At 41.8% G+C, this 16653-nt stretch carries 6 protein-coding genes; all 6 read right to left on the bottom strand.

Features of this window, described 5'->3' with window-relative positions; all coding sequences use genetic code 11:
- Positions 1 to 154: 154 nt before the first annotated feature.
- From N475_RS04785 to N475_RS04760, 6 genes are read right to left on the bottom strand one after another with little or no spacing between them, the layout of a single operon-like run.
- The gene (locus tag N475_RS04785) at positions 155 to 4255 is read right to left on the bottom strand and encodes a hypothetical protein (RefSeq protein ID WP_063355414.1); all 4101 of its coding nucleotides are present in this window, start codon (positions 4253 to 4255) and stop codon (positions 155 to 157) included.
- Positions 4245 to 8543 (bottom strand): HEAT repeat domain-containing protein, encoded by a 4299-nt coding sequence (locus N475_RS04780; RefSeq protein ID WP_063364760.1) that lies wholly within the window; start codon positions 8541 to 8543, stop codon positions 4245 to 4247. The genes N475_RS04785 and N475_RS04780 overlap by 11 nt, the downstream gene beginning before the upstream one ends.
- A complete protein-coding gene (locus N475_RS04775; RefSeq protein ID WP_063355416.1) occupies positions 8522 to 9292 on the bottom strand; it encodes a hypothetical protein in 771 nt (256 codons plus the stop codon). The genes N475_RS04780 and N475_RS04775 overlap by 22 nt, the downstream gene beginning before the upstream one ends.
- The gene (locus tag N475_RS04770) at positions 9279 to 11567 is read right to left on the bottom strand and encodes a hypothetical protein (protein ID WP_063355417.1); all 2289 of its coding nucleotides are present in this window, start codon (positions 11565 to 11567) and stop codon (positions 9279 to 9281) included. The genes N475_RS04775 and N475_RS04770 overlap by 14 nt, the downstream gene beginning before the upstream one ends.
- Positions 11554 to 14670: a poly-gamma-glutamate biosynthesis protein PgsC/CapC gene (locus N475_RS04765; RefSeq protein WP_063355418.1), complete on the bottom strand. Its 3117-nt coding sequence runs from the start codon at positions 14668 to 14670 to the stop codon at positions 11554 to 11556. Before N475_RS04765 ends, N475_RS04770 begins: the two co-directional genes overlap by 14 nt.
- Positions 14670 to 16640, bottom strand: a complete 1971-nt coding sequence (locus N475_RS04760) for a CHASE2 domain-containing protein (protein ID WP_227008389.1) — start codon at positions 16638 to 16640, stop codon at positions 14670 to 14672. Before N475_RS04760 ends, N475_RS04765 begins: the two co-directional genes overlap by 1 nt.
- Between the last annotated feature and the right edge of the window lie 13 nt (positions 16641 to 16653).

Here is a 16653-nt window from a genome sequence, read left to right as displayed (position 1 = left end):
ACTCAACATCCGTTGTTAGTAAAATGTTAATATATAATGATTGCTTCTAATCTTATTTTCCTAGTTAAAAGGTCTCAGGTCAATTAAAATACAAAAAATGACTGGAATTTATTATTCGTCAATTTAAAGTGCAGTTAAAATTAGTTAAAAAGTATTACTTTTTAAATAAACTCAGCCTTTTCCGTTTCTGTTGAAGGGCCAACCATCCGGGTTTTTGACTTCGATTCAGTGCAGCCAACACTACGATTGCTTTTTCCATGGTGATACGCTGCATGGCAATGTCTTTATACACTTGTTGCGCGGTTTTTTTACGCTTAACAGCAGCGCCAGCATCTAAAAAAGATTCCACAACTTGTAATACAAATCGCATCACTCGGTTTTGTTTTATATCCTGAGTATCAGCTTGCTGACTATCGTCATCGCTCTGTAAGCGCTCCTTCAGGTGTGATATTTCTGCTTGGCTGAATTCGTTTTGAGCTAAGGGAAGCTTACTGAGCTTTGCCAAAAAGGCGTGAAAATAATCGTGTTCTATAACCCCAATGCGTGAAATTTGTGAGAGCTTGAGAAGCCCAGCTCTAAATTGCGCTTGGCTGATATGTGTACTTAATAATTGATCGCAGGTTTGATGTAGCTGGTGCCACTTCTGCCAAGCGTATACGTAGTTTAGTCCCGCTCCTTTGATATTTTGCATACCAACAATCAATTGGTGTTGGCCATCAATTCCAAGGTTCGCTAGCTTTTGAGTAAGTTCGTCGGCACTGATATATGGGTTTTCAACTAAGTGTGTACGACTCTTTAAAAGAGCGCTAAGCCGCTCCGACAATGTTTTTATATTAGCTTTTAGGTCTTCTATTTCCACTAAGTGGTGCGCCATATGCCAATCAGCGGCTATTTGCTTAAACAAGGCTTGTTGACGTGGGCAACTCACTTGCTGATCTAGTATTGAGTTGATTCGGTCTAGCTCATGAAAGTCCTTGCTGTCTAATTGTGTTTCAGGTAGCAAAGCAGCGAATTTGTCACACAGCATTTGGTCTGAAATCAAGCATTTAAATTGCTCCAGTAGCTTTACCAGATCTTCCCTATCATTATTTGCGACTATTCGAGTAACGCGAGCTTGTAATGCTTGATTAAAATACGCCAAAAATCCATCTACGTTAGTACCAATCACAACAATATGATCAAACGTTAAATCCTCTACCAAAATTTGTGCGAACACTTTGGTACGTGCGATACGGTCATTTCGGTTATTGATCAAAGCAATCGTTTGTACTTTAGGTTGTTGGCTAAGACCAAACAAGTTAAGACGACGCCAGTTTTCTATCGTCGCGAGACGCTCATTGGCCGACATACTGTTAACGAAAGATTGGGTGAGTTCACCGATAGGTGCTTGCTCAAAATGCTGTAAAACACCAATATCAGGTACGATTCGTTCGGCAGTTTCTTTGTAAACATAGTCTTTTTGTATACCTATGTATTGTGCCATTTTACTGACCAACGCAATATTGTCAGGATGCTCCTCATAAGGGTAGAGTGCACGAATATCGTCAGTGATCTGGAAACCATCGCCCCAATGTACTTGAATGAGCGTAGAGTTTTTTTGCTCAGCTGATTTATTAAGCACAGGGTACATGGTTTGCTCAGCTGTAAAGACCTGAGTGTTGCTTCCTATAAAAGAAGACATTTCACGGGCAACATCAAGGCCAGTAGGGCCAAGTATGTCTTCGTGATCTGGGTAAGCATTGGTAATTGTGGCAAAGTTATCGTTCATCCAGCGCCTGAGTATTCTTACATATCGTGGAGTCAGGCCCATACATTCCCACAAAAATACGTCTGCTTTAACTGATTTAGCAAAAGCCAATACATCGCTTTGTTCCCAAATACTGGCTTTGTCAAATGGCCTGAATAGTGGCAGCTCGTGTTGCTCACCATCGCTAGTAGCGTAAATCATCATCGCTTCACATCCCGTTGTTTTGGTGATGACTTTTAATGCGATACTGCTAAAAAGTGCAGCTTTGAGGCGTTCTGTGCCCGACTTACCTCGCGTACCCCAGCCGCCAATTGAGATTGGAATATGTTTTCGGTTGCTTCGAATTTGTTGGCTTACTTTGATGTGTCTTGACCAAAAGTAAGCCATAAAGGCGCAGACAAAAAAGACCAGCTGGCCAATACTATTTTGATAAATAGAGTATAGATATTCTTTGAAGCCTAATCCGATGTTTACTAGCGCTGTCGTGATAGAGGCTCTACCAAACAGCTTCTGGATATTTTGTTCTATGGGAAAGTCAGCTTTCAGAGTCGTTCCATAGGGGTCAAACGCTATCTGGAAGTCAAGTGCTCTAATCGCTTCAAGGTAGTTTTGTTGTTCTATTTCTCCGCCCTTGCGCATTTGATCAAGTGCTGAAAAGCGCAGCGATATATGCCAGTATGCGCGCAATCTTTTTAGTAATGTTCGTGGGCGAACAATGGTTAAAATACCATCTGGCGTATAGCTTTTTGCTTGAGGTGACAAATTGTCCTGACTTAATATCGACAGCAAGTAGTCAGGCAGTGGCAAATAAGGACGCGAGGAATGTTCTTTAAGGTTATAAAGTGCTTCACCGGGAACATTGGTTTCACTGATCTCTGCTGTGGTACAACTAGGCACATAAAGTTGTGCAGAAGGCTTTTTGGCTTGGGTATGGCTGTAACTTTGGCGTTTGTCTGTACTTGGTGTAAAAAACTCATGCCAAATGCGCCAAAAACGACGGCCTGTGGGAGTACCAAGTTGAATCTGCCATTTTCCATTTTTATGGAAGCCGTTAAAACCCTCTTCAGATTGTGCAATAAAACTAAGTGCTCTGCCAATGTCATCAATATTGTGCTTTGATTCTAATTCGACTGTTTTCCCCAAACTCATCTGATCTTCAATATCTACCACTAAGGATTGCAAGTAAAAACTATTGAGTTGCTCTCTGGTTCGAGTAATGAAGCGTTTAACAGCCAGGTTTGGCTCAACCTCTAACTGGGTATTTAAGATTTGAATAAACTCCTCAAAAACAGAGTCAGGTTTGTCAGTTTCTAGTTGCATGTTGAGCATCAAGCGCGCACTTTGCTCTAAAGCAATGCGTTTTATTTCAAAGCTTTCATCTCCGGTGATACATGATTGCCAGTGTTTAACCGCGAATCGTTCTGTGCTAAATCTTGCTGCGGTAAGCTGTTTTACGAGCGTAAACCGGATGGCGTCGGCGGTCTCTGCTTTAAACCTATTTTCAAGCAGTTGTATGGCAAATTCATCTTCGTAATAGGGCGTATATTCAATCGCCGCTTGGCGCACTCTGGGGTAGGGGTGGGCGCTTAATTGCAACAGTAATTTTATGTCTGAGTCAGTCAGTAGTCTTTGCTGTACAAGTACGCGAGGCAACGCAACTAGAATGAATAACTGGTCGTTATTTTTGGGTTTATCGGCGTAATCATTCACTGATTCAGCGACTTTTGCCCACATAAAGCTGCGAATAAAAGTAGGCCGTTGGTGGATGAGAATTTCCAATATATCCGTTATAGCAAGGTAGGGAGTATTGTCAGCTTCAATTAACTCTATTAGCTGAGCCACTAAATCGGCATCTAGCTCTGGATCTGCACTGAACTCATGGATCAAAGATACCTGGTTGACTAATGCGCGGATCATGCCATGGCGTATATGAATGCTATTACTATTTGCCAATAAATGTAGAAAGAATGGCTGTAAATCGAGCTTTTGCCAGGCGCTAGTGAGGTCATCTTTACTTAACCTTAAATAGCGATTGGTTAGCGCGCCAAGTTTAGAAATCAAAAACTTTAAGTTTTGCTCCAATTCAGCCACTTTGCTTTGGTAGCGGGATATGACTGCACCTTCATCAAACCATCGTGAAAACGCAATTTTGTCCTGTTGTAGTTGCAATCTAGTCGCACCGAGTTGCTCTGCATATTTAAGAATATGGAGCTCTTTCTCAGCCTTCAACTCAGCTTTATTCAATCTTTCAATAAAGTTTTTATAGTCAGCATCAATTGCTTGCAACTGACCATAATAGTGTTCAATTTTATGACGTAAAAAGGCGATAGTCTGAAGCAATTGCCAGTAAGATGTTTGCTCATGATCTGGCTTGTTTTTAACTAATTCCCATTCACTCAGTTCGTCAACGAGCTGCTGATACTTATGCTGATATAGGTTTAGCCAGAATTTTTCGGTATCTGCAAAGAGTAGCTCTTGGAGTTGATCCCTAAGGGTCTTATCTGCCATTAATGTCTTGCTCCAAGAAATGCGTTAACTGTAGAGATTCAAATATAATTTCATCATGTGCGAATGGGGCAAACCCAGTATTTTGTAAGTTACCAAGTGTCACCTCTAGGCGCACGTTATGGTTGTTTCTAAACCAGTCTTGTGTCCAGTTTAGGCTTATCCAGCCTGCTGTATGCTCACTGAAATCAAACAAAGTTTGCCAGCCAATAGAAGTCAAATATTGCCAAGTTGCATTAGGGCGGTGATCGTCTGCAAACACATAACTGCTGCTTAATCCAACATTAAAAATATGGCCTTGATAGTATTGCTGCCAGCTGCCGCTAAACGTAACCGTATCTAAACTGGTCCAGTCTTCGTTCGATACACCAGAAACTTGAGCATTAAATTGGCTGTCTACCCATGGTTGATAACGAATACGATAGCCAGCTTGCCAGCCATGCATATGTTGGGCACGATAAAAGTTATACATGTCTTGGCTGATCAGCGCATCATCAAGATACTCTTGCTTATCTATACTGGTGTAATAGTAATAAGGCTGCCACCACCATTGGTGCCTAACAGACGTGTCATCTCGCCATATTTGTCCAACAGTGGCATCAATGTGGCTAGACAGATGCGTTTCATTATTCAGACGCGTTTCTTGCCATCGATTATACAAGCCAATTTCGGTATACCATGGGGTGTCATCGTCTAACCAATTATAAACACCATTAAGCGCGATGGATTCGTACCTTAAATTGTTAACTCTGTATGCACCCTCAAGTAAGTACCAATTTTGTTTGTAGCGATTACGCAGTCTCATGCCTACATCAAGTCTATGAGCGGTTTCTATCGGGTCATTTGTTTGAAAAATGCCGTCACGATCATATCGGATAAAGCCTTCTACATGAGTTTTATTGCCATTGGCGTTGATTAATGGGGTATTAAAGTGCTTTGCTAACCTTTCAAAGTGAAGCTTTGGTCTTTTCAAAGGAATTGGCATAACCGGAGGCGCAACAGCTATCTTTTGACGATTTAAATTTAACTGCCAAGAAAATAGTCGAGCTAATGTGGAATAGCTACTTGGTACGGTAATCGTGCCCGCAGGGTAGAAATCAATGGACTCTTGTCGTAAGTTGTTTTTGATATACTCAATTTTTACGAGCGCGTCTTTTGTTAATGCTGCCGATACGGGCTGCGTATTGCTCGCGTAATAAAACAGCTGCCTCTGGTCCAATTCGATATTTTTCCAACCATCGCGGCTCAATACTTGTACTTCCACCTGCAAAACTTGAGATAAATAAGGGTTTAGCCAGCGAATTTTTACTATCCCACTGCCCAGCTCAGCCTGTTGCAGCCCAAAGGTGCTGACACTATCGGTAATTGGCCAAACCGTTTGCCCATCTTTGGTATCGACCGTGACTAACGCAGCAGCATTGGTGATCAACTCTGCATCAGAGAAATGGAACACCAAACGTGTTTGGAGCTGCTGTAATGCACTAAAGTCGAGAGAAAGAGTATGATAAGGACGAATTGTTAGTCCCTTAGCCTTATCAAATTGGGACGTATGACGACTGATTTGCTCGGCGATACTGCGTGCTTCTAGTGCAGATAGATCGATTAACTGTGTGCCTGCATAATTGAGGTATTGTTCAACGGGTACCCAGTGGCCATAACTCTGCACTCGTGCATGCAGTTTATCGAGCTGAGGCGGAATTTGCAGTGTGCTGAGTTTGGAGAACAATGCAGTGAATTCGTAGTCTTTTAAGGTGTTGTTTTCAAGTCGGTAAAGTGCATTGTTAAGTAGGCGAGTTAGAGAGTCTAGATTAGTACCAGATTGATTGTGCAACAGTTGTACAAAAGAAGTGCCCAATTCAAAAAGACTTAACTGTTGAGTTGAGTAGGGATCAAAGTGAGTATCTTCAAAAACTTGTATTTGAAGATACGCCACGGTTTTGCTGCTGAGTGTAAGAGTTTCACCGGCGCTCAAAGAAATCATACTACTCGATGCGATAGAAAGGGGAGATGTATCACTTTGTGTGACGACTGAAGTAGTAGAAAGTACATCGCTAAACAGTGGCATAAAGTAGTTGTTTGCCTGTGTATCTACATGTAGCCACTTAATCGCATTTTCATTGTTTATTTGCCCCTCAACTCGTGCGTTGATTTTTATATTGATGGGGGAATGTGCGATAATATTGAGCGGTGTGTCATCAATTTTAAATGCTTTGTAAGTCGCGGTATCTCCAACCAGTTGCACTTGCTTGCGGTAGTGAATGTCATAATTCGATTGAACGCGTTCTGCGAACTGTCCAAAGCTGGTGAAGCCCAAACCTTGATATAACTTTTGGCTTTGCGAAGAGAATAATTTTGAATCGTGATCAAGCCATAAAGTTTCAAGAAATTTCCCCTGTGCAAAGAGTGTGCTTCTAACGAGCTGTGGGCACCCCTTTAGTTTATCTTTTAAAGCACAAAGACCTTGAATATTGAATACTTGATTACTTTGCTGGTAGCGCTTTAGCAGTGCATGTGCAGCAAAGTCGCTGAGCTTTTCATCTGGCTGCTGTAACAACGCTGATAAATAACGTAACACCGCATTTTGTTGGTCAAGCTGGTTTAATATCTCAAGTCTTAATTGCCATGCTCTTAAGCGAATGTCTGAGTAGGGGCTTTTGACCATAGCTCGCAGTTTTGGCAGAGCTTGTGTAGGGGATTGCTTAGCCAAATACTCTACTTCACCCAATTGATATAGCCAATGAGCGATGGGGGCATTATTGCTTTTCGAGGTTCGAATAGGCGCACTAAGTTGCCTTTCTGGTTGAATTTTAAATAAAGATAAGCTGTTTAGATAGCTGTTGGCTTTAGTTTGCTGAATTTGTGCAAGCAAAGAGGTTGTTACTTGGCTTTTTTCGCTCAAACTTTTGGGCTGTGCGTAAAGGAGTTCATTGTTCGGCAGTGGCAACAGGGTTCTGATTTGGACCGCAGCATCGATTTTTGCCTTGCTGGCTGAAAACAGTGTTAACCGCTTTGCATCCATATCAACGTCAACAAGCAATGGGACAAACCCTTGTCTCGCTTCAATATGCAGCTTTGTCCGTTCCCCATCAACATCTAAAACCAGTTCGGTATCGCGGTTGCTTCTAATATAGAGCAAGGCCTGTGGTGTCACCCGTTGCTCTTCTGCTAGATTGAATTGTAGTGATTTTTTAAGTTGTGCATACTGCAGCGCATTTTTTATCTCGCTTTGAAATAACTGCTGTTTAGCAGGGCGTAAAGTCTGGTAAATGGGAACTAGTCGCCTGTGTATAGCCATAGATTGATCATTTGGGCTAATCGGGGTTAAGTAGCTGCCAGTAGAAACTGTACTTATTAGGTCTTGATATCGTCTAAGATCTAGAGGAGTTGCTTGTTCTGGGCGGAACTCTGCCAAGCTAGATATATCATGATCAAGATAAATAGGTGCTAAGTACTCGTCAATATTGTTAACCCAATAAGGATTTAACAATTGTTCTTGATGTTTTATTCCTGCGTCCACATCGTAAATTCCACGATGCATTTGCTCTAGTTTTACCCATGTCTTTGTATGGCTTTTCAAAGTTAAATAGCTATTAGATGGGACCGCTAAATAGTCGATATTCTCGACACCAATTTTGTGTTGGGTGTATTCCTGTGCCTGTGCACTTGAAACGTTAACAAAACTGACTGGTTGGTCATTTACCAACGCGATTACTTTGCCACCTTCACTTAGATCATAGAGATCTCTGTGAACAGTAAGCTTTATCTTCTTTGCATGTTTAAAGTATATCTTAACACTTTGAGCGTTATTTAAGGGGTAGAGTACCTCGCGCTCTTGTGCCAGTTGGATTGTTTTACCAGGTAAGGGTAAGCGAATAGCACGACGAAATGGATCTCTGTGTGTGTGCTGATATCCACGCCAAACATGAGTTTGTAAGGTCTCTTCAGGGTTATAGAGCTTTATGATACGCGCTCGTGTCGTAGCAGGTAATTGGCAGCTTTGTTTGCGGCACAGCCACTGGCTTTTGTTTATTTGGGATAGCGCATGAAATGTCTGACCTTGCCAAAACTGAATACTTTTGAGTGTATTTGGCTTTACAGACAACCATTGTCCTGCAGGTAAGAATAGGTACTTATCCTGGTTCATTTCAAGCGTTATATCTGCAGCACTACGCACCAATTGCCGAGTTTGTTTGTCATACCAACTTACATCTGCTTGTAAATAGGCATTTTGAGCAACTGCTGGCGTGAAAACCGCACTTAATAAAATGACTATGCAGAGTATGAGAGGCATAAATTAAATTGCTCCATACTGACAGGGTGTGATTTTAATCTTTTTCTCATTGGTTTACTTATTTCAATATGAATAAATCTATGGGGAGCGAGCCCCACTTTATGGAGCACATTCTTCGTTCCGCCCAATTCAAAAACATCTTTTTGATAAATGTAGGTATTTTGACTCAAAGTCATAAGGCATGATTGAAGCTTGGCGAGTTTTGCGTTGTAGCTACGACCCTGACTTAAAATAAAATCTGCTTTTTTGGCTTGAGGCGTTTTTCGCTTCTTTTGGTTAAAGCCGTGCAGTTGAAAGATCAACCCATTGGGGTATTTATTATGAAATGCTTGAACGGCCGCAACATGTATCCCAGACGCACGTTTAGAGTAATCCATGGGGTGAGAATCTGGGCTTTCGCTATGGCGGTGGTGCGTGTTGTGAACCAACATATTGCAGTGGGCATCAAATAGTGCACGGCCTATTGTCAGAGTATATTTGTCGTGGAATTGGTGCGGTATAGAAATAAAGCATGGCTTATTAGTTTCCCTATACAATAATACACCACCGCCAAAGGTATTTGACGTGTTGACAAGTGAGTGTAATACCGTGTTGTTTTTGCTCGTTTTCTGATATTTCCACGGGCCAATACTAGCTGGTTGCGATAACCACTTGTCTATGTCTTGCCATGCAAGCTGCTGAGTTGATGCGACAGAGTAAAAACTTGTAAGCAGCAAAGTTATGGCAATGGTAAAGCTATATATTTTCATTTTGCCACCATACAGGAGTTAAAGGTTGAGCATTATGTTCTTCTAAAATTGTTATCCACATTTCATGTTCAGCCGTAATGGCAAATTTTTCAAGTGATTGAATATCAGTTCCTATTTTTATTGTAATAGGTGGATAGCTGAGGATCTGAGTTGATTGTGGGTGAAGCATAAAGGCTTCTCGATTTGCAGGTAGTAATGCATACCTTTTTTCGGCGATGGTGTACTCGCTATTTATTCCTTTTCTATATTGTCCATAAAGGTTGGTATTGATCATGATTGCTTGATCGGTTTTCGTAGTAACAGGATATAAAAAGGGTTTAACGACAATCGAAACAGGTTTTGCTCTGTTGTTGTATTGCAAAGATAGCGTTTCACCTTGGCTAATCTTAAAAAGCCGAGTCTTGATATAATCACGAGTCTTGCCTGTATTGGTGTATACCCTTGGAGAGCGCTTATTTAAGGAGTGCACTTTTGAGACGGCGCTGGCTGTTAAATCGGCTTCCGTATACTTGGGCACCTGCTCACTAATGGCGATGAGTTTAGGTGACTTAAGGTCATTTGTTGTCGGAATTGTCAGTTTTTCTAGTTCGCCTACTTTTCGATAATGTGCAGGTGAAGGTTCCTCTGGCGGCTCAAAATAGCTACTCGGGCTGTGCACAAGCGCTGTGTTGGAAATCGGGTGCTTGTCAAATAAAGACTCTGATACATAACTTGTGTCTTTTACGATTGGCAAAGGAGGCGCCTCAAATAATCGAACTTTGAGGATCTGCTGCAATTCAGTAAAGGAAAATTCATTGACAGCTTTTTGAGCAAACCAAGCACCAATTTCTATGAAGTCTGGCAGCGGGTTTTCACAAAGTTTGTCACATAATACATTTTGATAATGAAAAGCTGGGCTTCTACTTTGCAATTTTACGGCAACACTATCTGGAGTATCTATTACAACCTTTGCAGCTTCACTTGCGAGTCTAAGAAAAAATTTCTGACTTTCGTTTATCGTCTGTCGCTGGGTTTCAGGTGTTATAAGCCTATCGAATTGAGATGTAAGTGGCTCTAACTCGAGCTTATAACGCTCAATAGGTTGCTCAGACTTATTTAGAATAGTGATATTCGCCACTGAGGCAAGCGTATCTAAGTCTCTGAAGTCAAATACAATGTCGCTGTTTCCTGCGACAGAATATATCGCAGGAGTGGACGGGCTCATTATGTAGTAGTAGCTATGCAGTGGCACGATTGGCTGCTCAGCCTGACGCCATTGAGTCAGAGCTGGCAAGCTGGATTGAACTGTTATTAACCCAGGGTGTACATCATCAATTTGATACACATCATTTGCAAGTGGTTTGGCAACTAGCTCTTTAGGTGCCATGAGCTGGTTCAAATCATGCCAAGTAATTCGCAGTGTGCTCAGTGGAGTTGTACTGCTAAAGGTTAAGGCTTGATTGTTCGAAACCCTAAATGTTGCAGTTAGTTCTTTGGAAGTATAAAAGCTATCTAAATCTAACTGCTGCGCTGAAAAATCATAAGTGATGACATTATAAGGCAGCGTTTCGTATAAAATGTCGCTGACGAAGTCGATATTAGGGATCCCTTGAGGTGCTAATTTTTGCCAATCAAAACTCACGGCGTTGCTCAGCTCCCATTGCGTAAGCGCATTTCCGCCTAAAGTGTGATAGTTGAGCATTCTATCTCGCCACTCAAGGGGCAATTTTAACCAGATTTGCTGACTACCATCATTATCTGCTGGGGTTTTCGCATGCAGTCGAACAACCACACCACGAAGCGCATCTTCTTCGGGTAGGAGTTTTAAACGTATTTTACTGGCGCTTGGGTAAGCTGAAGTATCCACATAGAAAGACTGTCCTGAAGCTACCGATAGCGCTTTACGGTCTTCTATGATCTGCTTAACTTGTTGCTCTTGAGCTGCAAGCACAAGTTTGGAGGCATGATGGTAAACATGTTCAACTAAAATCTGATCTTGTTGATTGAGTAGTTGATATTCAATTGCATAGTTGACTGGTTCATCGAATGCTTGTTGACCATCGAAAATCGCATTTGAAAGCAGGCGAATTGCCAGTGTCCTAGAGCTTGAAAAATTAAATGAAACAAATTTATCTGTAGGTAGCCAGTGTACGACAGAGCGAGTCTCCTCTTCGCTGCGCTCTTCGAGTCGTTCAGCGGAAGACAGCCATACGTAACCATTGTAGCTAGCCCAGAGCACCACTAACAACAATGAACTCAACAGTAACATGTGGAGTACTTTTTTAATCCAATACATGTTGAGCTCCTCCTGATGCATAGTTGAAGTCATTTAATGTGAGTACTTTATTGCTGGTGGGTGCGTATATAGCAATTAGCTTATCATCTACCTTAATCGTCAGCGCCAGTTGCTGGTTTCGCTCTAGTCGTACGGCTTGTAAGCGACATTGGTTCAGTGCTTTACAAAACTCGGTCAATAGTGGTAAATGTTGATCTTGTGCGTATTGTTCAGTCAAAGAGATGATTTCACTAATTGATACTCCTGCATCTATATGTTGCCAGTCAGTTGGACCTAATACCGACGTGCGCAGTGTTTTAACTTGAGGTATATGCGAAACCGCGATCAAACGCTGTAATAAAGCTTGTTCTGAAATAGCAAAATGCTGTTTAAAATCAGACGCAAGCCAAAGCGTAGCGAGCTCACTGCGAGGGCTAAATAGTCGATATCCTGACTGGGGTGAGGTACCAATTTCCAGTCCTCTCGTTTGGGCTTGCCCAGTCACTACCTGAGAGGAAACCCCTAAGTCCAATAGGGTTCTTTGCAGCTGGGTTAGCATGGTTGAGTGCTGTGCGTTTGGCTGTGTGAATTGAAACGCAATCGCGCTGGGACGAATGTAAGATGGCGCACTGTGACTTCGTACCTGTAAACTTAAAATGGGAGTCTGTGCAAAGTGCCTGAGTGTACTTTGGTGTACAACGTTGAAAAGGCTGCGAACATTGGCTGGCGCCATAACATTTGCCTGTTCATTGGCATAAGGGTGTGCACCTGCAATTAAGAGCGCTTTGGCTTTTGAACGAGCAAATAATTTACCCGAAAACTTCAATGTATTACTTTCAAATAACGGCCTAGGAACCTGAATATTTAACATCGCCTCAGGGTGCATATTAATGACATAAAAGCCTTGTCCTTGCTGGTAATGCTCTGCAGAATTAATTGGCGCAATAACAATGTACTGCTCCAGATCGTTGTCCAAAATCTGTAGTTGATACCCCATCATATTAGCGATGTGGTTGATACGCTCTAAACGATTCAGTTCGTCTTGGCTAAAGTCCCTATCAGTCTGCTCATAGACTAATGCATACAGTGGTCCTAAGATTTCGAATTCCCAAAGTGCGGCTTCATTATTAGTGAGCTCTTGATAGTGATTACTACCTTTTGCACTGATATGCATAGAGAACTCGTCAATAAGTTCACTCAATGATGCATCTGTAAAAGTGACCTTGGCACTTGAAGCTGTACTAGTATTTAAAACGACTTCTGACAGCAAGTTTGAGTAGCTTTGACCATCAATAAATGCTTCGACCATTTTTCCTGTGAAATCTGGTGTCGGCAAACTGTTACGATGTAGTAGTCCAAATTGTCCTCGCTCAAAGCCCATCAAATTGGTGAGTTCACGTTGAGACAGTGAAGCAGGTAGTTGGTTATAAATCCAAAATTGATTCTGTAATCCGAAAGGGCTGAGCTTTAAATCAATACGGGTGTATTGATTAATAGATCGAATTTGAAGTACTTCAGGGTCTTCTAAAACAGAGAAGAAGGCGCGGTAAAAAGCACTTTGTTGTGAGACTTGCTGCGTAGCAATTGAAGGTGTAAATTGCGTGCCAAGCACCAAGGCATTGCTATCAAGCAGTTGGAATAATAACCCAGCAGCGTCACTCGCAACACGCTCACTGGAGGGGTGCGGTACACTAATAACATGGTGTCGACTGGGCGCCTTTGCTAGCACAAAAAAGCCACGCAACGTATTGCTCATTGCGTCTTTGATATATAGGTATTTCTCGTCTTGCTGTAGCGTAAATTGGGATTGAGCCAGCAATCTGCGAGCCAATCTAATGTTGTCAGGATCTTGTCTACCTCGGTTTAGTACTCGAATTGCACTCATAAAGTTTTGTAGGGTTTGTGCCTGCTGATACTGACTAATGGACACATGGTCAGTTTGTTCGGTATATAAAAAGCTTTTGTATGCACTAATTTGCTGACTTAGTTCAATTTCGGTGTTATTTACAACATTTAGATCTGTGGGTTTATAACTAAATATGGCGGGTATAAACATGATCAAAAAGCCAATCGTGATGGCGATTAACCCCCCGACAATTGAGGTTTGAAAGGTGGCTCTAATAACCAGCCCTAATGCACTCTTCTGATATATCTTCAATGCTAGCAGCGTTGATAGCATGTAACCGAATGCAAATGTATCTGTCACCTTTAAAGTGGGGTAGTAATTTACAACCAGATAGTTGAGTGCAATTTTATAGGCAAAGCCAATATTAAAGAAAAACAGCAATAATCTGGCGCCCTCGAAGTTAGCATGGCGCAGCTTTGTAAAGGTGAGGATCGACCCACCAATAATGAGTATAACTGCCGTTTCAGCAAATGAAGTCAGGAGTTTGGTTGGTTGCATGATTTGCAAGGCAAGCAAAGCGGGCAACATTATGCCGTTGAATTCCCACCCATATTTAATATTTGCTCGTGAAGCGATGAAAGCCGTTATCACCAAAATAATATACGCTTTAGGCGCTGCGATAATAGAGGCTGCAACAGCTTCATACATGATAGCCAAGTTGGCAATACTGAAATTCGTAAATGGCATTAGGCCATAACGAACCAATAAATAAGTGAGGAATAGCTGGATCAAAGTGACCCGCATACCGTACTTGAATCCACCGTTCCACATTACATTAGCAGTGAGGGCGATTATTACTAATCCCAAACTATAGAGCTGGCTAGAGTAATCAAATGTAATGTCCCACTGAGCTAGATACAGCGCTACAAGTGGCCACAAAAGGGTGTCCATGACAACCCGGACAAGAATGCTAATGAGTATTATGGCAAAAAAGCGATCTCTGCCAAACATTTCACTAAAGCCAAAGCGCTCCATCAATATTTTGGCGGAGCAGAGCATAACGACATACACAACAATGGCTTCGATTAGAATGACAACAGCCGAAACTGGCGTAACGATAAACAAAGGGACTAGATAGCCTGGTACAACTAAGCCTGTTAGAGGAAAACCAAACCTCAAATTGAGCATACACACGACAGCAATGCCCACCCACACAGTGGTGATTACTGACTGGCCTAAGCCGCTGCCTGTGGGAAAGAGTTGTAAGGCCCAATCCATTAACTTTGCGCCTTAATTTCAGAGGACTCCTCTTGTTCGATTTGTTGCATCTGAAGTTGTCTTAATAATTTTGTTGGATCGTCTAGTTGTTGAACTAAATAAGAAATGTCAATAAATTCAAATAAAATGCCACCTACCTCAAATGGTTCGCCAATACTGCTGGTGGTACGCGATGCTCTCAGTGAGCGAATACTTAAAATGAATGTTGCTTGGCCCAGCTGAGCTGGCATATAAAGCTCTCCCTGCTGCAGCGTTATGTAGCGCAATTTACCTTTGGCTTTTTCATTATCCAAATGTGTAACGCGTTCAAGCAAATCTAACGCGGTCATTTCAAATAGTGACATTTCATTGTGCTTGGCAATTTCTTCAATTTTTTGGTTTGTCTGCACCACTTGACCAAATAAATTAAACATAATCGCAGCCGTGTGAATTTGATTGAAAACATGCTCTAAGGTGGAGAGCTTCTGTTCCATGTCACCGATAGATGATTTTACTTGCTGACTTAACGGCTTTTGCAGTGCCAGCGTCAACACTCTAGTAAGTGCACTGGTGTTGGCTTTTTGCTGATTTTCATAGATTCTGAAATGGAACAAGAGCTCACCAATTTGGTTAGCGAAGCGATTCACATTTTGCACAAAGCGTTCTTCGTCAAAATATTCATTGGGCTCTACAGTCATCGCCCAAAACCCTCTAATGTCACCTGCGTACATAAGCGGAACAACGTACTGTGCTTCAGATTCAGATAGGTCATTAAAAAATGGACGAGTGATATGTATTGCGCCAAATGCCTTAATAGCGTCAGAATAAGGTGGGCGCTCATAATCTCGGCGCATTTCGTGAATATCAGACAAACTGCAATTGATAGCGCGAATTTCGTGAAGACGATGGTCGCCTTCAGTGCGAGCCAAAAATATCGAGCGCTTTAACGCCAATTGCTGGTTAACCAGCGTTATAATGGCATCCCAGGGGCTTGTTTGTGCGCTGAAAGCTTGGGGAAGGTAGCGTCCCATCATTCTTTGCTGAACATTGGTTATAATGTCATTGAGTTCGATCTCCTCAACCCACTTTCTAGCAAAAAATACCCATAGCAGCGTCACTAGCGTGGTAAAAATAATCTGTCCAATGGGTAAAAAGTAATTTAGCCAGAGCACACTAAGGTACGCAACGAGCAAACTAACGATGACGACAATGCTTGCGATCATTAGAGCGATGTTAAAACTACATCTTTGATATGTAATGAGTAGCAAAGCCAGAATGAGTAGTTGTAGTAAACTAGATTGAATGAGTGGCATTTGTGTAACTAAATTTTGTTCAATCAAGTTGTCAGCTATGTAAGCGTGCAAATATACAGGATCGTTGAAAATATTGATTTTAGGGGCACGTATTTGTGGTGCGAAGTCCAACTGCTTTTGTGAAATAAGTACTAACTTATCTTTGATTTGCGCGTCGAATATATCACCATCAAGCAGTCTCGAGGCGGTAAACTTCGTTAATGCGGCTGGAGACAACGAAAAGTCGAGCAATTTATTCTGCGACTCGCCTTGCTCCCCTAAAATGGAATGCCAAACACTTTTACACCCTGAGGGTGTTTGTTTTAAAACTATTTCATAGCCTAGCCATGCTTCAAGAGTGGGGAGGCAATACCTAGGGTCTGCATAAGGAAAGTAAACATTGTCAAATGAACGCTGTTGATCGCCCGAAACATGGCTGAATATGACGATAGCTTTAGCTTCTTGCTCTCTCAGGTGGGTGATAATCTGATTTTGCTGTGTTAACAAATTTTCTGACTCGACCACCACCACTTGTGTGTCTTGCCTGTTAAGTTGTTGGCTAAACTCAAGATAAATAAATGCGTTAAGTCGATGTAGAGTACCACTTATTGTAACAAGTAAGATCACCAGACATAACAACATCGTAGACCAAAAGGTCTTTTGTCTTTTTATGATGAAAAACTGCTGTTTTATCGACACTACCAATTAACCC

The organism is Pseudoalteromonas luteoviolacea DSM 6061 (assembly GCF_001625655.1).
Classification (GTDB): Bacteria; Pseudomonadota; Gammaproteobacteria; order Enterobacterales; family Alteromonadaceae; genus Pseudoalteromonas; species Pseudoalteromonas luteoviolacea.
The sequence above is the reverse complement of the archived record's forward strand: the minus strand, read 5'-3'. Positions and strand labels throughout refer to the sequence as shown.